The 20129-nt window shown below is 54.6% G+C and carries 20 protein-coding genes; 10 read left to right on the top strand and 10 right to left on the bottom strand.

Features of this window, described 5'->3' with window-relative positions; all coding sequences use genetic code 11:
- Window positions 1-6: 6 nt before the first annotated feature.
- Window positions 7-3075, bottom strand: coding sequence for a tetratricopeptide repeat protein (locus EJ361_RS18360; protein WP_126247106.1), 3069 nt, complete (start codon window positions 3073-3075; stop codon window positions 7-9).
- 349 nt (window positions 3076-3424) lie between these two features.
- On the opposite strand from EJ361_RS18360, the gene EJ361_RS18355 reads away from it, so the two are divergent.
- The 4 genes from EJ361_RS18355 to EJ361_RS18340 all read left to right on the top strand — a co-directional run bounded on the left by EJ361_RS18355 (window position 3425) and on the right by EJ361_RS18340 (window position 6992).
- Window positions 3425-3832 (top strand): DoxX family protein, encoded by a 408-nt coding sequence (locus tag EJ361_RS18355; RefSeq protein WP_126247105.1) that lies wholly within the window; start codon window positions 3425-3427, stop codon window positions 3830-3832.
- Between the two features lie 116 nt (window positions 3833-3948).
- On the top strand, window positions 3949-4383 hold the full coding sequence (locus tag EJ361_RS18350) for an acyl-CoA thioesterase (protein WP_126247104.1): 435 nt from the start codon (window positions 3949-3951) through the stop codon (window positions 4381-4383).
- Window positions 4380-5627 (top strand): CinA family nicotinamide mononucleotide deamidase-related protein, encoded by a 1248-nt coding sequence (locus EJ361_RS18345; protein ID WP_126247103.1) that lies wholly within the window; start codon window positions 4380-4382, stop codon window positions 5625-5627. Before EJ361_RS18350 ends, EJ361_RS18345 begins: the two co-directional genes overlap by 4 nt.
- Window positions 5628-5666: 39 nt before the next feature.
- On the top strand, window positions 5667-6992 hold the full coding sequence (locus EJ361_RS18340) for a dihydrolipoamide acetyltransferase family protein (RefSeq protein WP_126247102.1): 1326 nt from the start codon (window positions 5667-5669) through the stop codon (window positions 6990-6992).
- A gap of 484 nt (window positions 6993-7476) precedes the next feature.
- On the opposite strand, the gene EJ361_RS18335 is transcribed toward EJ361_RS18340, so the two are convergent.
- Window positions 7477-7806: an RNA recognition motif domain-containing protein gene (locus tag EJ361_RS18335; RefSeq protein WP_126247101.1), complete on the bottom strand. Its 330-nt coding sequence runs from the start codon at window positions 7804-7806 to the stop codon at window positions 7477-7479.
- A gap of 250 nt (window positions 7807-8056) precedes the next feature.
- Between EJ361_RS18335 and EJ361_RS18330 the strand changes: the two genes are divergently transcribed.
- A complete protein-coding gene (locus EJ361_RS18330; RefSeq protein ID WP_126247100.1) occupies window positions 8057-8776 on the top strand; it encodes a hypothetical protein in 720 nt (239 codons plus the stop codon).
- A 5-nt stretch (window positions 8777-8781) separates the two neighbouring features.
- Here EJ361_RS18330 and EJ361_RS18325 read toward each other — a convergent pair whose 3' ends face one another.
- The 8 genes from EJ361_RS18325 to EJ361_RS18290 form a co-directional block, all read right to left on the bottom strand.
- Window positions 8782-9405: a DUF4230 domain-containing protein gene (locus tag EJ361_RS18325; protein ID WP_126247099.1), complete on the bottom strand. Its 624-nt coding sequence runs from the start codon at window positions 9403-9405 to the stop codon at window positions 8782-8784.
- Window positions 9402-9869 (bottom strand): GNAT family N-acetyltransferase, encoded by a 468-nt coding sequence (locus EJ361_RS18320; protein ID WP_126247098.1) that lies wholly within the window; start codon window positions 9867-9869, stop codon window positions 9402-9404. The genes EJ361_RS18325 and EJ361_RS18320 overlap by 4 nt, the downstream gene beginning before the upstream one ends.
- Before the next feature lie 92 nt (window positions 9870-9961).
- Complete coding sequence (locus tag EJ361_RS18315) at window positions 9962-10609, bottom strand: DUF6597 domain-containing transcriptional factor (RefSeq protein ID WP_126247097.1); 648 nt, start codon at window positions 10607-10609, stop codon at window positions 9962-9964.
- A gap of 228 nt (window positions 10610-10837) precedes the next feature.
- Window positions 10838-13672 (bottom strand): S9 family peptidase, encoded by a 2835-nt coding sequence (locus EJ361_RS18310; protein WP_240646673.1) that lies wholly within the window; start codon window positions 13670-13672, stop codon window positions 10838-10840.
- A 95-nt stretch (window positions 13673-13767) separates the two neighbouring features.
- Window positions 13768-14655 (bottom strand): DMT family transporter, encoded by an 888-nt coding sequence (locus tag EJ361_RS18305; protein ID WP_126247096.1) that lies wholly within the window; start codon window positions 14653-14655, stop codon window positions 13768-13770.
- A 9-nt stretch (window positions 14656-14664) separates the two neighbouring features.
- Entirely contained in the window at window positions 14665-15390 is a 726-nt protein-coding gene (locus tag EJ361_RS18300) for a polyprenol monophosphomannose synthase (RefSeq protein WP_126247095.1), read from the bottom strand.
- 71 nt (window positions 15391-15461) lie between these two features.
- On the bottom strand, window positions 15462-16238 hold the full coding sequence (locus EJ361_RS18295; protein ID WP_126247094.1) for a 3'-5' exonuclease: 777 nt from the start codon (window positions 16236-16238) through the stop codon (window positions 15462-15464).
- A gap of 2 nt (window positions 16239-16240) precedes the next feature.
- Window positions 16241-17614 (bottom strand): UDP-N-acetylmuramate--L-alanine ligase, encoded by a 1374-nt coding sequence (locus tag EJ361_RS18290; RefSeq protein WP_126247093.1) that lies wholly within the window; start codon window positions 17612-17614, stop codon window positions 16241-16243.
- A 174-nt stretch (window positions 17615-17788) separates the two neighbouring features.
- On the opposite strand from EJ361_RS18290, the gene EJ361_RS25655 reads away from it, so the two are divergent.
- The 5 genes from EJ361_RS25655 (at window position 17789) to EJ361_RS18270 (ending at window position 20074) form a co-directional block, all read left to right on the top strand.
- A complete protein-coding gene (locus EJ361_RS25655; RefSeq protein WP_164714313.1) occupies window positions 17789-17929 on the top strand; it encodes a hypothetical protein in 141 nt (46 codons plus the stop codon).
- 21 nt (window positions 17930-17950) lie between these two features.
- Window positions 17951-18274 carry a bacillithiol system redox-active protein YtxJ gene (ytxJ, locus tag EJ361_RS18285; RefSeq protein ID WP_126247092.1) on the top strand — a complete coding sequence of 108 codons (324 nt, stop codon included), beginning with the start codon at window positions 17951-17953 and terminating at the stop codon, window positions 18272-18274.
- A gap of 82 nt (window positions 18275-18356) precedes the next feature.
- Entirely contained in the window at window positions 18357-18917 is a 561-nt protein-coding gene (locus tag EJ361_RS18280; RefSeq protein WP_126247091.1) for a UbiX family flavin prenyltransferase, read from the top strand.
- A 16-nt stretch (window positions 18918-18933) separates the two neighbouring features.
- Window positions 18934-19353, top strand: coding sequence for a type II 3-dehydroquinate dehydratase (gene aroQ, locus EJ361_RS18275; RefSeq protein WP_126247090.1), 420 nt, complete (start codon window positions 18934-18936; stop codon window positions 19351-19353).
- 94 nt (window positions 19354-19447) lie between these two features.
- A complete protein-coding gene (locus EJ361_RS18270; protein ID WP_126247089.1) occupies window positions 19448-20074 on the top strand; it encodes an RNA polymerase sigma factor in 627 nt (208 codons plus the stop codon).
- Window positions 20075-20129: the final 55 nt, after the last annotated feature.

Raw genomic sequence — 20129 nt, 5'->3', positions numbered from 1 at the left:
GTTTCCTCATTTAATTTTAGAGCCTGCTTTTTCTTCCGCTTCCGATTTGGCCAGCTTTTCCCTGGCTTCGGCCTTCAGTTCCGGGATGGGACAGTTTTCGGCGATGCTCTGGTAAGTGGCTTTGGCGTTGAAATAATCCTTCTGGCGATGGTATATGTCACCGAGGAGAAGGTAGGCTTTCGCTACCCAAACCTCGTAGGAGGAGGTAATCTTGATCACGTCGAACCCGGCTTTCTCAGCGGCCGCCAGGTCGTTTTTATCGAAATGGCATTTGGCGATGTTATACCGCGCTTCGGCGCCCACTTCAGATTTGGTAAGGCCCGTCACGAACTTGTACTCGCTGATGGCTTCGTCGAACTGGCCGCGCTGCTGCATCGATTTGCCGAGGTAGAAATGGCCGATGATCTGATCGTCCGTCGAAATGTTCTGTGCGCTCAGCAGCGCTTCGGCCAGCGGCGCCACTTCTTCCCATGCCCCCAACTGGTAATTGCTGCGGAGCAATCCGCGGGTAGCGGCCAGGGTATTGTCTTTGGTGGTGGACAGGCTCTTCAGTTGCGCGTAGTATTGCTTCGCCTTGTTATAATCCTTCACCTGGTAATAATTCATGTAAGCGGATTGCAGGGCGGATCGTTCGGCAAACGGACTGTTCCCGCGGCCTAACACAAACTCATATGCGGGCAAAGCGTTGGTGTAATCTTTCGCGTTGTAGAGGCATTCGGCTTTATAGAAGCTGGCCTGCAGCGCGAATTGGCCGTTCGGGTATTTCTGGAGGTAATTGCTGAAGGCGGAAACTGCGCCGGTGTAGTCGCCGTTGCTGAAGCGGGTTTCGGCGGCAGCATAGCTGAGGGAATCTTCCGCCGAGGCGCTAACCGATTTGCCGGCGGCTTTCAGGAGCGCGAGGTAGTCGTCCGTTTTACCCTGGCCCACATAAATGGTGCGCAGGTTCTGCAATGCGGAATTCGCTTCGCTGGAGGCGGGGAATTTCTCTACCACGTCCCGGAAATACTGCATGGCGGTCTTTTCCTGGTCGGTGTTGAAATAGGCGAGCCCCAGTTTCAGCAAGGCTTTCGGGGCATTGGGCCCGTCTGGGTGCTGTTGGAGGATATTTTTGAGGTGGGGGATGGCATCTGTGAATCGCTCGTCGCTCAGGTAGGTATCCGCGATCTCCATTTCCGCATCGTTATTGAAGCTGGATCCGGGATATTTGGACGAAAGCTGGCGAAGGGTGTTCAGTTTTTCGGCGTGCTTGCCCTGGATACCGAGGATGATGCTCTTCTGGTAGGTGGCGTAATCCGCGCCGGGCTGGTTCTGGCTGATCGCCTGTTCGTACAGCGCGGTGGCTTTGGGAAAGTCGCGCAGCATGTAGTGGCAGTCGGCCGCACGGAGCAGCGCGTCGTTGGTGATGCGCCCTGCGTTGGGGCCGCTGGTCCGCTGTGCCGCTTCGAAATAGGGCAGCGCGTTGGCGTACTGTTCCTTTTTCAGCAGGCTGTACCCCATGTTGTAGCTGGCGGTTTGCACGTTGGCCTCGCCGGAAACGGGCGCGCCGCTGCTGCCGAGGTAAGCCTGGAGCGCGGGGATGGCCTTGTCGGTCTGCCCTTGCCGGAGCGCGATTTCCGCTTTCCAGAACTGCGCCAGCCGCGTGATCTGCGGGTCGTAATTATGTTGGAGCGAAATGCCGAGGAGACGGTCGGCTTCTGCGAGCTGGCCGTCGTTCACGAGCTGGGTGGCGCGGCCGTAGGAAACTTTCTGGTAAGCCTTCAGCACGGCCGGGCTTTTTTCCGGGAGCGCATCGAGCAGGGTGATGGCGTCTTTGTAATTATTCGTGTTGGCGAAGAGCTGCACGAGTATCTCGCGGGATTCGCGGGTGTATTCGCCGTTCGGGTATTTATTGATGTAGTTGGTGAGCTCGGTGATGGCGGCGTCCTGGTATCCCAGTTCGAACGACAGCTTGCCGTAATTGAAGCGGGAGATTTCCTGCTGTTTGGGGTTGGAGCTGTTGCGCGCGCTGAATGCGAAGGCGTTGCGGGCGTTGGGCTTGTCGCCGGTCCGCAGGTAGCAATCGCCCAGCAGGTACATGGAGTTCTGGCCGAGGGAGTCTTTGGAGCTGCTCAGTTGTTTGAAGCCTTTGATGGCTTTTTCGAGGTTGGCGGTTTGATAATAGGCGTAGGAAAGCTGGTATACATCTTCTTTCCTTACTTCTTCCGCGTTCTCGTGATATTCTTCGAGGTAAGGGAGGGCTTTGGCGTAATCTTTCTTTTCGAACCAGGCCTGTCCAACCAGCTGTTTCAATTCCGCGTCGTAATACATGTCGCCTTTCTTGATGAGCGGTTCGGCGTATTTGATGAGCTGGTCGCGCTTGCCCTGGAAATAGTAAATCTCCGCGATGTAATATGGTACAACGGCGGCGTATTTCGGTTCCTGCTGCACGCGCTGGAAGCTGGTGAGGGCGTCTCCATACTGTTTGTTATAGTAGGAGATGAAGCCGTAATAGTAATTGGCGGGAATGTAGTATTTGCCCTGGATTTCCTTGATGGAAGCGAAAAGGGGCTGGGCTTTCGCGAAATCTTTCAGGTTGAAGTAGCAATAGGCCAGTTCGAATTTGGCGTCGGCTATTTCTTCGTTGGAAAGGTTATCGATGGAAGCTTTTTCGTAGTAGGGGATGGCTTCCTGGAGTTTGTTGCGGTGGAAATAGTACCGCGCCAGCTGGAAGCTGATCATTTGTTCGCGGGGCGAATTGTTGAAGCGGTCGATGAAATCGAGGGCTTTCTTTTCCGCGTCTTCGTTCTGCAGTTTCAGAGCGCACATGGCGTAATAGAAATGTGCGTCCGTATTCACCAGGGAGCGGTTGGTTTCGGAGAAATAGCCGATCCCGTCGATGGTTTTACGGAACAGCTGGAGAGAGAGGGCATATTTACCGTCCCGATAGAGTTGCTGCGCTTCCCGGAAAGTTTTATCCGGTTCCGTATGAATGCGGGTTTGCTGCGCTCCGGCCGGGATGGCGCCGGTAAGTCCTGCGGCCAGCAGGAATACGCGGAGGCCCGGAAAAGCGCAGTTTTGTCTGGTGAATAGCTTCATGCTTTTGATATTATTGTCGACAATTTTTAGAAAAAACGGCACCGGCCGCGAATTATTACAGGAGTGGCAAAATGCACTGCGCTGGAAGGTTCGGGAGGCCGGCTGATGTTGGCAACGTCATGAGGGAAACAAACGGGACAAATATACCGGATCGCGCTTACTTTCCCTCTTGCAGGTTATCTACCGCATGTGGATAAGCTGCCGGATGTGGATAACTATTCCGGATGCGAGTTGCCCGGCAGGAGCGAGACTGCTAAATTTGACATTTATTGTTATATACATTAAGATTATCTAAATTTGAGCGAATTCTCTTCGAGGGGAACTCTTATCAAGAATCAAACCAAAAACTATGGCAAAACTGCTATCCACCAAGTACAGCAACTCCGGCATCAGTTTGACGCTGTTGTTGCTCCGATTGCTCTTCGGCGGGCTGATCATGACACATGGCTGGCCCAAGCTGGTCAACTTTTCGACGTACGCGCAGAAATTCGCGGACCCCTTCGGCATCGGTAAAACCGCTTCCCTCGGGCTCACCATCTTCGCGGAGTTTTTCTGTGGCGCCCTCGTGCTGGTAGGCCTCCTCACCCGCTTCGCCACCGTACCCCTCATCATCTGCTTCGTGGTGATCGTTTTCATGATCCACGGCGGAGACCCCGTCGGTAAAAGAGAGCTCGCCATCATGTTCCTCACCGGTTTCACCGCCCTGCTCATCGCCGGGCCCGGAAAATATTCGCTGGACGGCGCGCTGGGCAATTGATCCCGCCTACCCGGAAAGTTCTTTATCCGCAAGAGTTCCTGCGCCCCCGGCGCATGGAACTCTTTTTTTTACCACCGTAAATCCCCTACATTTACAGGGATTTTTAACAACGGATCATGTACAGCACAACGATAGACATACGCGTGAGATACGGAGAAACCGACCAGATGGGCTACCTCTATTACGGCAACTACGCCCTCTATTACGAAGTAGGCCGTACAGACGCCATCCGCCAGCTGGGATTCACCTACCGCGAACTCGAAGAACAGGGCGTCATCATGCCCGTAGCCGAGCTCCAGGTCAAATACCTCCGGCCCGCGTATTACGACGATGTCATAACGGTTAAGACTATACTGAAAGAACTCCCGCCCAATCATAAGATCCAGTTCCATTCCGAGCTCTATAACCAGGCCGGCGAACTGCTGAACGTAGGCACCGTTACACTGGCGTTCATCGACGCGAAGTCGAAAAAACGCATGAACATGCCCGACATCCTCCGGGAAAAACTCGTACCCTATTTCGAAAACAACGCAAACGAATCCCGCTCATGAACAGGATCAGGGCCAGTATCATCACCATCGGCGACGAACTGCTGATCGGGCAAACAGTTGACACCAACTCCGCCTGGATGGGCACGCGTCTCAACGATGCCGGTATCTGGGTACAGCGGCGCGTTGCCGTGGGAGACGATCGCCCCGCCATTCTTTCCGCGCTGGAAGAGGAATCCGCCAAATCGAAAGTCGTACTGATCACAGGCGGTTTGGGCCCCACGGCCGACGATATCACCAAACCCGTACTGCTGGAATATTTCGGCGGAAAGATGGTACAGGATGAAGGGACGTTGCGGCATGTAATGGGCATCTTCGAAAGCCGCGGATTGCCCGTGCTGGAACGCAACGTTGCGCAAGCGCTCGTGCCCGACAGTTGCACCGTACTGCCCAACGCGCGGGGCACCGCGCCCGGCATGTGGTTCGAGAAAAACGATTGCATCTTCGTGTCCATGCCCGGCGTGCCGCACGAAATGAAAGGGATCATGGAGAACGAAGTGATCCCCAGGTTGCAGGAACGCTTCGAAACACCGGCGTTGCTGCACCATACGCTCATCACCTCCGGCATGGGCGAATCGTTCGTGGCAGAAAGGATCCGCGATTTCGAATCCGCGCTTCCCCCGCATATCAAACTCGCATACTTACCGAGCTATGGTCTGCTCAAATTACGCCTCACCACCGAAGCACCCGATAAAATAACCGCCGCGGCGGAAATGAAAGACGCCTTCCAGGCGCTGAAAAAAGGGGTGGCAGACATTCTCGTGGCCGATCAGGACCTGCCCATGGGCGAGATCCTCGGCAACATCCTCCTCGAAAAAGGCCTTACGGCCGGCACGGCGGAAAGCTGCACCGGTGGCCGCATCGCCAGCCAGATCACCGCCGTTCCCGGCAGCTCGCGGTACTTCAAGGGCAGCGTGGTGAGCTACGCCAACGAAACCAAAATCAACCTGTTACAGGTAAACCCCGAAACCCTCCGGCAACACGGCGCCGTGAGCGAACAAACCGTCCGCGAAATGGCGGAAGGAGCGCTCGACGTACTCAAAGTGGATTGCGTAATGGCCGTATCCGGCATCATGGGCCCCGATGGCGGAACCGGCGAAAAGCCCGTGGGCAGCGTCTGGATCGCAGTGGGAGGGAAGGGGGACATCCGCACCATGCTGTATAAATTCCGGTACGACCGGCCGCGCAATACGGAGATGACGACCGTGGCGGCTATGAACGAACTGCGAAAATGGCTGGTAGGTTAAATTCCCTTATTTTTGTCATCTACTAAAACAATCACTTATATGGCAATTGTCGAACTGGTGATGCCCAAGATGGGAGAAAGCATCATGGAAGCCACCATTCTTCGCTGGCACAAGAAGCCGGGCGATGCGGTGAAAGTGGACGATACGGTGCTGGAGATCGCTACGGACAAAGTGGACAGTGAAGTGCCCTCCATCGCGGACGGCGTGATCACGGAGATCCTTTATAATGAAAACGACGTGGTGCCCGTTGGTACGGTGATCGCCAGGGTGGAAACCGCTGCAGGTGCAACGGTTGCGCCTTCTCCTGCCGCCGCTGCGCCAGCGCCGGAAGCGCCCCGCCCCGCAGAGCCCCAGTACCAGACCGCGCCACCCCGTCCGCAGCCCGCTCCCGCCGCTATACCCGCTTCCGGCGAAGCCCGCTTCTATTCCCCGCTCGTGCTCAACATCGCTCAGCAGGAAGGCGTTTCATTCGCGGAACTGGAAAAAATCCCCGGCTCCGGCACGGAAGGCCGCGTTACCAAAAGAGACATCCTCGATTATATCGCCAACCGCGGCAACCACGTACAGGAACCCGAAGTGATCCGCGAAGCCCCCGCCGCTCCGGCGCCCGCTTCCCGCGAAATCACCACCGTGGCCGCCACCAACAGCTACGGCGGAAACGTGGAAATCATCGAAATGGACCGCATGCGCAAACTCATCGCGGACCATATGGTACGGAGCAAACACACCAGCCCCCACGTAACCAGCTTCGCTGAATGCGACGTTACCAACATGGTACGCTGGCGCGATAATGTGAAGAAGGACTTCGAAAAACGCGAAGGGGAAAAAATCACCTTCATGCCGCTTTTCGTGGAAGCCGTGGTGAAATGCATCAAGAAATTCCCGCTGGTGAACTGCTCGCTGGATGGCGACAAGATCATCCTGAAGAAAGATATTAACATCGGCATGGCCACCGCATTGCCTTCCGGAAACCTCATCGTTCCCGTGATCCGCAATGCCGACACGCTGAACCTGGTAGGCCTCACCAAACAGGTGAACAGCCTCGCCAATGCCGCGCGTCAGAACCGCCTGAAACCGGAAAACACGCAAGACGGTACTTTTACCATTACCAACGTAGGAACGTTCGGCAGCCTTACCGGCACACCGATCATCAACCAGCCCCAGGTGGCCATCCTGGCCGTTGGCGCTATCAAGAAGCGCCCCGTGGTGGTGGAAACGGAACAGGGCGATTCTATCGCCATCCGGCATATGATGTACCTGTCGATGTCTTACGATCACCGGATCGTAGACGGTTCGCTGGGCTCTACCTTCCTCAGCGCCGTAGCTACGGAACTCGAAAACTTCGACCCCTCCAGGGGTTTCTGATAAGGAAAAAAGCATGCGAAAGCGCGGTGGAACGTTGTTTCTGCCGCGCTTTTTTGTTTGGGTTCAGTTCAAAGGATCGGCGGGCTTTCCCGCATTTTTATAATAGTGGCTTGTGGTCAATGCGAACGGTTGACAGCGTTCGTCATGGTATTTTTATTGGTGGGGAGTTGGGACGGTGGAAGGATGTTCCGCGCTTTTTTATGATGAGGTATGTTCGATGTTAGAAGGCATTTGCAGGAATGGTTGGGCAAGTTGCCGTCGTGAAAACGGATGACGATTGGCAGTCAGCGGTAGCGCCGGAAGAACGGGCCCCGTTTATTTTTTACGCGCTGAAAGCCTTATGCAGCGAGCATTTTACCGGGCAGGAGCAGAAGAAGTCGCGCAATCTTGTCATACCTGCATTGCCTTCCCGGATAGGGCACAAAAGAAAAGGCTTCCCGTCCGGGAAGCCTTGTATAGGATCGATAAGAAACTAATCAGCCTATTAATAACGACGATCGCGTCCGCCACCGCCGTATCCACCACCGCCACCAGGACGGTTGTTGCGGAAACCACCACCACCATTGGAGGGTTGTTTCGGGCGTGCTTCATTGACCATCAGTTGTTTGCCTTCTACTTCACTACCGTTCAGACGCTCCATTGCCTGAGTGCCTTCCTCTTGATTCGGCATCTCGACAAAACCAAAACCACGTGAACGACCGGTTTCGTGATCCTTAATGATTTTAGCAGAGGTCACTTGCCCGAATTCGCTAAAGATTTGGTGAAGGTCCTCATCGTTCAACCTGTAGTGGAGGTTGGCTACGTAGATGTTCATGATAAAAAAATTAAAAAATGAAAAATAATACTGAATGAAGATAAGTAATTAACTCAATATTCTGAGCGACGAACCCGGAATTAATTTTCAAGAGCGGGCCCAATGGAGGAGGTGGAAAAAGCGATACTTATATTAGTAAGAAATCGAATTATATACATATTAGTTAAAAAATAGTTATTCCGTGGGCACTTCGCCCCCCGACCAAAAAAAATCCGTAAATTCAGGTAGGACGGATCTAATCGTCAAGGCTATGAAAGTATTGAGCGAAACGTGGTTTGCCGACGGATACATCGATTTCGAGCTGAAAAAATATACCTTGCTGGCTTATTTACAGGAAATCAACCGTTGTTTCGACCAGAACAGATTATACCCGCAATTGGGCGACGTCATCTTCCACTACAACAACCTCGTCGCCTTCAGAGACACCAAACAGTTCCTTCAGCAACACTTCCCCAAACGCATCACCGCGGTAGACATGCAGCGCCTCCAGGTCCTGTACGAACAACTGGTGGCAGACGATGAACTGATGGAAGAACTGGAAAATATCATCCAATTCGCCGTTCCCGAAATCAACACCGTGATCCAGGGCGGAACGGAAATCTACGAATTCGTGGAAGTACAGTTGAACATCGCGCCCGTAGGCATTGTTCCGCTCGATAGCCATGAAGGGTACATGCTGCTGCTGGACGGAGGGGCCGGCCATACCAACGTGTACCAGTACCGCTTAACGATTTTCGAGCGGGCCGACGAAAAATACCGCGGTATCCACACCCAGTTTATCAGCACCTATGCACGCAGCCTCGCCAACTCGCAGCAAAGCATCAAATCCGACCTCATCCGCCACCGCCGCGAGCTGCCTAACCCTGCCGTATACACGGTGGAGACCGGGATGACATTCCCGCTGGAAGAAACGTTGCTGCCTGTGGCCAAACGCTTGCTGGTAAAGTATATCATGCAGCACGCGGCATAGTCCGTTCACTTCAGTCCGGGTGTATCCAGGTCCGTTAAGCTGTTCGTGAAATTGACTTTCAATTCGTACCCCAGCGGCGTATAATAGTTGCGAAGGATGGCGATGATTTTGTTCATGCTTTGCTTCTGGTACATGACGTTTTCTTCGAGCTGCGAACGGTTGGTATCGTAGAGTTTTTTCTGGACTTCGGTGTAGGTTTCATCATTCGAAAACGTGAACCAGCCTTTGCGGGACGATGTCTCCATCTGGTTCATCCGCAGCTCGAAACTCAGCAGTTTGGGCGGCGGCAGCCGGATGGTGACGGTTTTCCCGGAAACGGTGAGGCTGAAGTTGGTACTGTCCGTATCCACGCCATATTTGGCAGTATATGGAACGGAAACCCAGGCCGTGTTTTCGGCGAACACGCGTTTGAGGTTATCGCTCCATTCCCCGCTGTTATCGACATTGCTTTGCTTGAAAGAAGCGTTCCCCTGTACCTCGAGGCTGGCCAGTTCCGCGATCTCCCGGATCAACAGCACATTGTTGACCGCTTTCTCGTTCACGGTGCTGCCGGAACCGGTGCAACGTCCCAGCAGGAAGATGCCGATGATGAAGAGGATGATGACCGCCCAGGTCAGGATTTTTTTCATGCCGTTTTGTTTTTCAATTCAGTGTAAGGAACGCCCACTCTTTTGCTCATGGCGTAGCCCGGATGTTCCAGCGGCGCATAGCCGTATTGTTCGTACAGCCCGTGCGCGTCCTGCGTCATGAGCATCATGCGGCGGAGTTGCTGCAGGCCGGGGTGAGCGCCGATCACTTCCATCAACCATTTCGAAAGCCCTTTCCCGCGGTGGTCCGGCAAGACGAACACGTCTGCCAGGTAACCGAAGGTAGCGTAATCGGTGATCACCCGCGCAAAGCCCACCTGTTCATTTTGCCGGTAAATGCCGAAGCAGAGCGAGTTCTCGATGGAAGTCGCCACCAGGTTTTCAGGAATGTCTTTGGCCCAGTAACTGTCTTCGCTGAGGTAGCGGTGGATAACGGGCAATTGCAGCTGTGCTTTATCTGTACTGATCCGGTAACTTCCTTTCGTGGCTTCCAAAGGTTGTAGCATGGGTTATGATGTTTTTTGGTGCACTAAAATAAAACAAAAACGCCGGATGCGTCCGCTCCGGCGATTTGTATATTCCGTACAAGTCAAAAACGTTACGCAAACCGTTGTCTGCGCAGAATGCGGTTGTACAATTGAGGCGTGAGCCCGGTCACTTCCATGAACTGGCGCTCGAGTGTATGCCGGCTGGTCTTGAAACGAAGGGCGAGGTCGATCATGGCGACTTTTCCCTTTTGTTCGATTAGGTAATCCACCATTTCATCCACCTGTTTCAAGGAAGACTGCTGGTGCGGGATCAGGCCTTCCAGCGCCTGGTCCAGGATATGATGAATTGTATGGATGTCTGTTGCCTGGCGGATGTCTTCCGTTACCTGTGCCCAATTGCCGGGGATACGTGTCAGGTCGCGGAAATAATTCGTCACGGATTCCATGCTGATGCCCATCAAACGATGGCTGGCGTAAGCATTGAGCTGCACGATCACGGCGCTCAGCGGCCCCGTCACCCGTGCGTTCACCACACAGGTAAAAGGCCCCGTCACGGCCGCTGCCGGCAAATCAAAAGCGGCATGGTCGTTCGGTTTGAAAGCAAGCCCGCCCTGGCGGATAAATACCAGGTACTGTTTGCCGGCCGAAAATAGTTTGGCTTTCGCGATCTCCGTAGCGGAGCTGATGTTCTCCAGCACAATGTAACGCTGAACGAAAGGATGGAGGCTGTCTTTAGGACTAAGGATATAGGTGTTCATAGGACTAATTGCGATTTTTCAATCATCCGTAGGTACTTCAACCGATGTAAATATAGATAAATAACAACATGTAAAAGCGTTTTAATTCGATATTTTTCTATTATTTGTCGAAAAGATTGAAAATCTTCGAGTTAACGAGGCGATAACAATTGAAGGGTATTGCTATCAATGAAGAAAGGGTGACCCCGGCCCACGGCCCGGTCACCCTTTCTTCATGAAAATGGGTTTTTATTCTACATCAAACCCCCAATCGCGGCCCTTATCGGTAGCGGGAACGCCCTTGCTCAGCCATTTGGGAGCGGGGGCGCCTTTGAGATAGTGGTCGAAGAACTGTTGCTGGCGCATCTGGATGTCTTTCCGGTTCTGGCGCTGCATAAGGTTATGCGCATCGCCATTATAATTGAGCATCCACACGGGTTTCCCCAGGCGGCGGAGCCCCGTGAACATCTCGATCCCCTGGTACCAGGGCACGGCCCCGTCTGCATCGTTGTGCATGATCACCAGCGGCGTGGTCACTTTCGGGAGGTGGAAGAGGGGAGAATTTTCGATGTACAGCTCGGGCTTGTCCCACAACGTAGCACCGATGCGGCTTTGCGTGTGCTCGTACTGGAATTGCCGGTTCATCCCGCTTTCCCAGCGGATGCCGCCGTACGCACTCGTCATGTTCGCCACGGGCGCACCGGCCCAGGCCGCCTTGAACAGGGGGGTGGCCGTTATGAGATAGCAAACCTGGTACCCGCCCCAGCTCTGGCCCTGGATGGCCATATTGGAACGGTCGATCCAGGAATTTTTCGCCAGCGCTTCCGCGCCGCTAACGATGTAGTCATACGCGCTTTTCCCGGGATGCCCGTTCTCGTACCGGATATCCGGCGCCAGCACCACATAGCCGCGGCTCACGAAGAACGTGATGTTCAGGCGCGAAGGCGTGGGCGCCGGCGGCTGGTAGCTATACAATCCATCTGTCAGCTTCTCATAGAAATAGATCAGCACCGGGTATTTTTTGGCAGGATCGAAGTCTTCGGGTTTGTACACGATGCCTTCGGTTTCCTGTCCGTTGAAAGTCTTCCATTTAAACAGCTCCGCCGTGCCCCAGTTGTATTGCTGCTGCTGGGGATTGAGCCGGCTGATGCGTTTGGCGGTCGACAGCTCCTCGCCCGCAAAAACATCGGGGGATTCCTGGTAGGAGGAGCGCTGGTACAACACCATGCTGGCGTTTTTCGCCTTGATGGGGGCTGTAAATGCGTAAGGACCGCTCACTGCGGGTTTGGGCGCAGCCTTGTCGAGCAGGCGAACCGTCCAGAAACCGCCATGCTTCGTGGAATCCGCCTGGCTTTCCAGCAAGAGGGTTTGTTTCGGTACGAAGAAACGTTCGTGCATATTGAGTTTCACGTTTCTCAGCACCGTTTTCTTGGCGCGGCCGATGCCTTGCGTGATCATGACAGGGGCTTCCTTGCCGGAAGGATCTACCTGCCAGATGTCGTACCGGTCATTGATATACACGTATTTATCGTTCTCCATCCAGCCGGTAGTGCCGTAGGGCGAGGGGAAATCGGGCACGTCGTTTTCTTCATCCGTCAGTTTCTCGGGAATCGCCGCGCTGATGATGCGGGTGGAACCGGTGAGGAAATCGTAGGTGGAATATTGACTGTTCATGTTATCGAACCAGATGATGTATTTCCCGGAGGGGGAAATAGAGATCTGTCCGTTCAGGTCCTGTTTGACAGACATCCTGCGGCCGCTGGGGATGTGAACCATCCAGGCGTTTTTGTTCGTTTTGCCCGTCCATTGCATCGCCACGCGGGAGTGGCTGTCGCTGGTACCGAGCCCGTATTCGGAATTTCCTTCGTCACCATATCTGAAATCCTCCATGCTATCGTCTCCCAGCTGCACCATACGGTTTTCTGCGGGGAAGTAAACGGCAGTGTAGTTGCGTTTCAGTTCGCGGTCGAGGTTTTTGAGCTGCATGGGTTGCAGGTAATCGTCGAGGTAATGCCACACGTCCACTTTCGCTACTTCGAAATCCACGATAGTCGTGTCTTTCGGCTTGGGGATGGGGGCGGTGCCGAAGAAGATGCGCTGTCCGTTGCGGGAAAACGCGATGTTGCCGTTCCCGGAAACGCTCCATTTGTCGCGCATGCCGTTGCTGGCGCGGGTGATGGCGAGCTTTGCCGTGTCCATGCCCGGACCGTAGAAGGCCAGTGCGTATACCGTCACCGGGGCTTTGGCGCTGTCGCGGCTCACCGTCCAGGCGAGTTGTTCGCCTTTTTCGTCGAACGCGAACTGAGCGAACTGTCCATGCCCTTTGGAGATGAATTTCCTTTCCCTTTTGGCGGGGTTCCAGAGCAGGATGCCGGGTTGGGCGAGGCTGTCCTTTTTTCCCGGGTTTACGACTGCGGTTATTGCGTTGCCGGGTTTGGAAACAGTGTAGGAAGTGACATGTTTGATGGTATCGAGCACGAGGGATTTGCCGGTTTGAACGATGATGAGATCGCCGGTGGAGGCGCCGCCGGATTTACCGGGCCCGTCGTCGTCCGCATCCGCGAAATCTGCTGCGGGAGCCGGTTTGGCGGGTGTTTTCTTCGAAGCCGTGTCTTTGGCGGGCTCAACGAGGTAAGCGAGGAGGCCGCTGCCTTTTTCGGGTGTTTTGAAGGATTTGACTTTGGCGGCCTGGAGGATGGTTTTGCCGGTCTCGAGGTCGAACATTGCGAGGGAATCCTTGGGCATATCGTCGGGCTTCGCTTTTTTGATGCGTGCCTGCCGGGTTTCCTGGAACCGTGGTTTGATGGAGAACACCACGTACCGGGAGTCTTCGGTGATCACTGGCGCCGCGCCCCGCTCGATGGCGAATTGCCGGTTGGTTTGCAGGTTGCGGATGTAAAGGGTGGCATCGCCTTCCTGGGGCGTAACGGTGTAAACGGCCCAGCGCCCGTCGGGGCTCACGAGTTTCACGCCGATATTTTGCCAGCTGTCGTACACGCTGTGGTCCAGCGGTTTTTTAGATTGCGCCATCGCGCCGGTGCACCATAGGCCGAGGGATACGAGCCACATTGCAGATCGGGTCATAAGCCAGTTCAGTATTTTTTAGTTCGTAAAGTTGGTTAGGATTTCCGCAAAATAAGCCTTTCAGGGAAAGTTTCCCCGTCTATGATGATAAGCGGTCAATGTGCGGCCGGCGCCCGCTTTGCCTGGCGCGCCACGCGGAGCATCTGGAGCACCACGGAAAGGAGGATCAGCCCCAGGCCATAGTAAAACCCGCCATGGAGCAGCTTGTTTTCGTGGAACAGGATGAAGGCGAGGAGGATACTGTACAGCGGCTCCAGGTTGAAGCAGAGGTTCACGGTGAAAGGGGAGATCTTTTTCAGCGCGTTCATGGACAGTGTGTACATCCAAACCGTACAGAACCACGACAGGGCCAGGAGGTATACGGTATCGGTGAGGCCGGGCACCAGGCTTTCCACGGGGAAGGCGTGGAGGTAGAACGGCATGGCGGCCGTGAGTGCGAGGAAGCCTACGCCCAGCTCGTAAAACGTGATGTTGGCGGTGTCGTATTTCACGACCAGCTTTTTGTTCAGCACGGTGAACAGTGCCGCGAACATGCTGGAAATGATGCCGAGGACGATGCCCGTCCGGTATTGCGTATCGAAATGGAAGATGAGGAGGATGCCTGCGAGGGTGAGCATGCTGAGGATCATCTCCATCTTGTCGAACCGCCGCCGGCTGATCAGCGGGTCGAAAATAGCGGTGAAAAGACTGGTGAGGGAGAAGCAGACTACGCCGATGGAGACGTTGGCGTATTTAATGCTGCCGTAGAAGAAAATCCAGTGAAGGGCCACGATGCAGCCGACGCCGCCGATCCGCACCACGTCGCGGAGCGGCAGTTTTTTCAATTTCCCCTGCCAGCGGAAGAGGACGTACATGGTTACGGCGGTGATCAGCAGCCGGTACCAGACCAGCATGCCCTCGTTGAGGGTGATCAGTTTGCCGAGGATGCCCGTAAACCCGGCGAGGAATACGGAGAGATGTAACTCTAAAAACGCTTTCTTCACTGCACAAAATTAGCGGCGCTTTCCGAAGAGGCTGTGCCACTGTATCTTCAGCACTCCGAAAATACCTTCTTTCACTATGCCCTTGCTCATCTTGGAGTAGCCTTCTTTCCGGTCGATAAAGGTGATGGGAACTTCGGCGATCCGGAAACCGAGCTTCCATGCGGTAAATTTCATTTCGATCTGGAACGCGTAGCCGACGAACCGGATATCCCCCAGGTCCATGGTTTCCAGCACTTTACGGGTGTAGCACACAAACCCTGCGGTAGCGTCTTTCACGGGCATCCAGGTAATGAGGCGAACGTACACCGAAGCGCCGTAAGACAGCACCGCCCGGTTCCACGGCCAGTTCTCCGTTTTGCCGCCCGGCACGTACCGCGAGCCTACAGACACGTCGGCCCCGCCTTTGGCGCAAGCCTCGTAGAGCCGGTCCAGGTCTTTCGGGTTATGCGAAAAATCGGCGTCCATCTCGAAGATGAACTGGTAACCGCGTTGCAGCGCCCATCTGAAGCCGTGGATATAAGCCGTGCCGAGGCCCTGCTTTCCGCTCCGTTCTTCGATGAACAACTGACCCGGATACTGCCGTTGCAAACCTTTGACGATCGCGCCCGTGCCATCCGGCGAGCCATCGTCAACAATAAGGATATGGAACCCTTGCTGCAACGAAAAGACCGTCTCGATCATGCGCGCGATGTTGTCTTTTTCGTTGTATGTGGGTATGATAACTAATTTTTCCAATTAGCTGAAATGATTTAAGGATGGCGAAAATAGTTAATATCCGCCGGTTTTTTACCGTACGAACTAAACTTTTATGGTTTTTTTAGCATCATGTCGTGATAGATCTCGGTCAGCTTCTCCTTCGTGTTGAGGGGGAATTCGGCTTTCATCATCCAGTCGTAATACTGGGGTTCGGATTTCAGGACATCGCGAACGGCCCGGCCTTTATACTTTCCGAAATTGAATATTTCCATACCATTTTGCCGCACGATCCTGCGGGCGAAATCCACGTACTCGTCTTCCTTGGTAAACTGTGCCAGGGCGTCCACGTCGGCTTTCAGGAGGGAGGCGTACCGCTCCAGCTGTGCTTCCAGGATCTCGAAAGTGGCCACGGCATCGGCCTCGGCGCTGTGCGCGTTGGTAAGGTCCTTATCGCAGTAGAATTTGTACGCGGCGCTGAGGGTCCGCTTTTCCATCAGGTGGAAAATCTTCTGAACGTCTACGAAGCGACGGTCTTTCACATCGAAAGTAAGCCCTACGCGCAGGAATTCCTCCACCAGCATCGGGATGTCAAACCTGTTGGAGTTGTATCCGGCGATGTCGCACTGTTCCAGGAACTGGCGGAATTCGTTGGCGGCCTGCTTCCAGGTGGGCGCATCGGCCACGTCTTCGTCCCTGATCCCGTGAATGGCCGTGCTGGCCGCGGGGATGGGCATCTGGGGGTTGATCCGCTTTACCTTGCGCTGCACGGAGCGGTCGGGCATCACCTTGATGACAGCGATTTCAATGATTCGGTCGGTGGCAACGTTGGTGCCGGTAGTCTCCAGGTCGATCACGGCGAGGGGACGGGTAAGTTGTAAAGCAGACATTATTAAGATTGAGGTTTCTGAACCGGTAAATATTTTTTCAGTCCTGCGAGGTCGAGCCCTTCGTAATCTCCGGAGCTCATCATCAGCAGGTTAGCGTTGGGATATTGCCTTCCGTCGAGCCATTGCTCGAGGTCGGCACGGTTGGTGAAGACCTGCAGGTCTTTCCTTCCGAACCCTTCGCGGATCACATCTGGCGCAAGATACGGCATGCGTTTGATCTCTAGGGCATGGCCGCTGTAGAAAACGGCGGCTTCGTCTGCCGGGTCGAGGGCGCCGGTGTATTCTTTCATGAAACCTGCGCTGAGGCTGCTGTAGGTATGCAGTTCCAGTACGGCGATGAGTTTGCGTTCCGGGTATTGGGCCTTCACAGCATGGATGGTGGCTTTTACCTTGGAGGGGGCGTGCGCGAAATCGCGGTAGATGGCGGTTTCCCCGCTTTTCCCGATGAGCTCCAGCCGTTTTGCCGCGCCCTTGAACGTGGCGATGGCGGCGAGGAAGTCGATATCCCCGATGCCGAGGGCCCGGCAAGCGAGCAGGGCGGCGTGGATGTTGAGGAGGTTATGCCCGCCGAACACCATGAGGTCGGTGGAGGCGTTGCCGAACCGTACGCGGGTAATGCCGTTGCGGATGACGTGTTCCGGCATGCCGTAGGGCTCCAGCACGAGGTGCCGGCCTTCTTTTTCCACCAGCCGGCGGAGGGTATCGTCGGTTTCGTTATAGATCAGCCGTCCGCCGGGCTCCATCGTCCGGATGAAAATGGCGAACTGCTCGAGGTAATTGTCGAAAGTGGGAAAAACGTTGATATGGTCCCAGGCGATGCCGCTCAAAACTGCTATCTGCGGGTGCAGGAAGTGGAATTTTGGCCTTTTTTCGATGACGGAAGCCGGGTATTCGTCTGCCTCGCAAACGATCAGCGGCGCATCGGTGATGTTGACCGACTGATCGAACCCTTCCAGCCGGGCGCCTACCAGGTAATCGAACTGGAGGCGGCATTGCTGGAGCACGTGCATGACCATGGAGGTGATGGTGGTTTTGCCGTGGCTGCCGCCGATGGCTACGCGGGTTTTATTGCGGCTTTCCTGGTAAATGTACTCGGGAAAGGAGTAGATGGGCAGTTTCAGCTCCTGGGCGCGCAGCAGTTCGGGATTATCGGCCCGTGCGTGCATGCCGAGGATCACGGCGCTGAGGTCGGCCGTTACGCGGGCGGGGTCCCATCCCAATGCATCGGGCAGGATGCCTGCCTGCCGGAGATTGGTGCGCGAAGGCTCGAAAATCTCGTCGTCGCTCCCCGTAACCCGGTACCCTTTGGTCTTCAGCGCAATCGCCAGTTGATGCATCACGCTGCCTCCTATTGCTATAAAATGTACATTTGCCATAATTTCAGGTGCATGTGCCGGGCCGTTCGTCATCCTTTCCATGCCGCCGGCAACACATAGGATTGTTTTTTTTAATATAATGTATATATTTGCAAAATAACGTTACAAAATACACATCACAAAGTTCTACAATCCAGGCCTATGAAATTTCGTTTAATTACTAAAACGCAGACTATGAGTTCAGCACGCCGTATGTTCGGTATATTTTGTGTGATGGCAGTGGTGGCTGCCGTGTTTTCTTCCTGTGCCTCCCAGAAGCTGGGTTGCCCCATGAAAATCACGAAAGTGCAGCACGAGCAAAGCAAGCATTGCTAGTAAGCCTTATCTTTGTGGGCTATGTGGACAACGTTGGAAAGTGAAGAACAGCTGGCAGCTATCCGGCACCGGTCTTTCGACCACCCCGTGGTGATATTCAAGCACAGCACGCGCTGCCCTACCAGTGGTATGGTAAAATCGCGGCTGGAAAGATCCGTATCACCCGAAGGGTGGGAGTTTTATTACCTGGACCTCATCCGTTACCGCCCCGTCAGCAACCGCATCGCCGAGCTGTTCGGCGTGGAGCACGAATCGCCCCAGGTGTTGCTGATCCGCAACGGTGAATGTGTGTACGACGAAAGCCATATGGCCATCCGCATGGAAGAACTGGCAGAGATGAGCTAAAGAAAATATTTTTTACCGCCATGGTCCTGTTGAAAAGTGTAATTGCTTTTTAACAGGACCTTGTTTTTTGTAGATTTGCTGCATGAAGCATCGTATAGTTGTGGCGGTTACCGGGGCCAGCGGGTCTGTTTACGCACGGCAGCTCCTGCGGAAGCTGGCTGTGATGAAAGACCAGGTAGACCAGGTGGCCATCGTGATGACCGACAACGCGAAAACGGTTTGGGAAACCGAGCTGGACGAAAAAGGGTACGAGCAGTTGCCATTCCCGTTTTATTCGCAGAAAGATTTTTACGCACCGTTCGCCAGTGGCAGCGGGCGTTTCGATACCATGATCATCTGCCCCTGTTCGATGGGCACCCTGGGCCGGATAGCCGGCGGCATCTCCAACGACCTCATCACCCGCGCGGCAGACGTGGTGTTGAAAGAACGCAGGAAACTCATCTGCGTGCTGAGAGATACGCCCTACAACCTGGTGCACATCCGCAATATGCAGACCGTAACCGAAGCCGGCGGGATCATTTGCCCTGCCACGCCTTCGTTCTATTCCAAACCACAGTCCATCGAAGACGTGGCCGCTACCGTGGTAGACCGGGTGATTGACCTGGCCGGGCTGGAGCAGGACACGTTCCGCTGGGGAGAATAACGCATCAAACCATCACATGAAAATAGCCATCATCAACGGCCCCAACCTCAACCTGTTGGGCAAGCGCGAACCGGAGATTTACGGAAAGCTTTCGTTCGACGAATACCTGGTAACCCTGAAAGCCAAATTCCCGCAGGTAGATATTTCCTACTTCCAGAGCAATGTGGAAGGGGAGATCGTTAACCAGTTGCAGGCGATCGGGTTCGAATACGACGGGATCATCCTCAATGGCGCGGCATACACGCATTATTCGTACGCGATCCGCGACGCCATCGCCGCCATCAATACACCGGTGGTGGAGGTGCATATCAGTAATATTTATGCCCGGGAAGAATTCCGCCACAAGTCGGTAACGGGCGGCCAGGCCGTTGGCGTGATCACCGGTTTGGGCATGAAAGGGTATGAATTGGCGCTCCGGTTTTTGCTGGAGCGTTGAAAATAGTTGATTTCGGGTAATATAGGGGCTCTCTTACCAAAAGGGGAGCCTTTTCTTTTGCATTCCAGCGATCCCCTTTTTATCTTTAACGGCATTGAGCAATGGTATCGAACATATGATCGGGGCGGGCGGTATTTACGCCGGGTTGCCAGACCGGGACCTGTGGAATAAAGTGAAGGAGGGCGACCGTGCTGCGCTGGATTACATTTACCGGCAGCACTTCCGCCCGCTTTACGGGTACGGGATGAAGGTGCATGCGGATGAAACCCTCGTGCAAGACGCCATCCACGACGTATTCGTGAGCATCTGGCAGGGGAGGAACGGCCTTTCGGCCACGGACTCCATCCGGTTCTACCTGCTTTCCAGCCTCAAACGGCGCATCCTCCGCCACATCGGCAAACAGTTCGTACTGCCCGACGACGATGGTGCGTTCTACGACGCGCCGTCCGCATCCCCCGAAGACGAGCTTATCGGCAAACAGAGCGACCAGCAGCGCCGTGCGCGCCTGGCGGGCGTGATGGCGGAACTGCCCCCGCGCCAGCAGGAAGTTTTGTACCTCCGGTATTATCATGGCCTCGATACCCGCGAAACGGCCGATATCATGTCGCTTTCCGTGAATTCCGCTTACGTATTGCTGTCAAAAGCACTGAAATATTTAAAAGATAACAGCGACAAAATCGTTTTTGCATTGGCCTTTTTCGGGAACGGCGGAACGGGATGACATAAAATTTTTGAAAAATGATGGGAAACGGCGCTAAGAATTCGTTCGATCCCTG

It is taken from the genome of Chitinophaga rhizosphaerae (assembly GCF_003958645.1).
Classification (GTDB): Bacteria; Bacteroidota; Bacteroidia; order Chitinophagales; family Chitinophagaceae; genus Chitinophaga; species Chitinophaga rhizosphaerae.
Note: the sequence above shows the minus strand (reverse complement) of the source record. Positions and strands in the feature narration are given on the sequence as shown.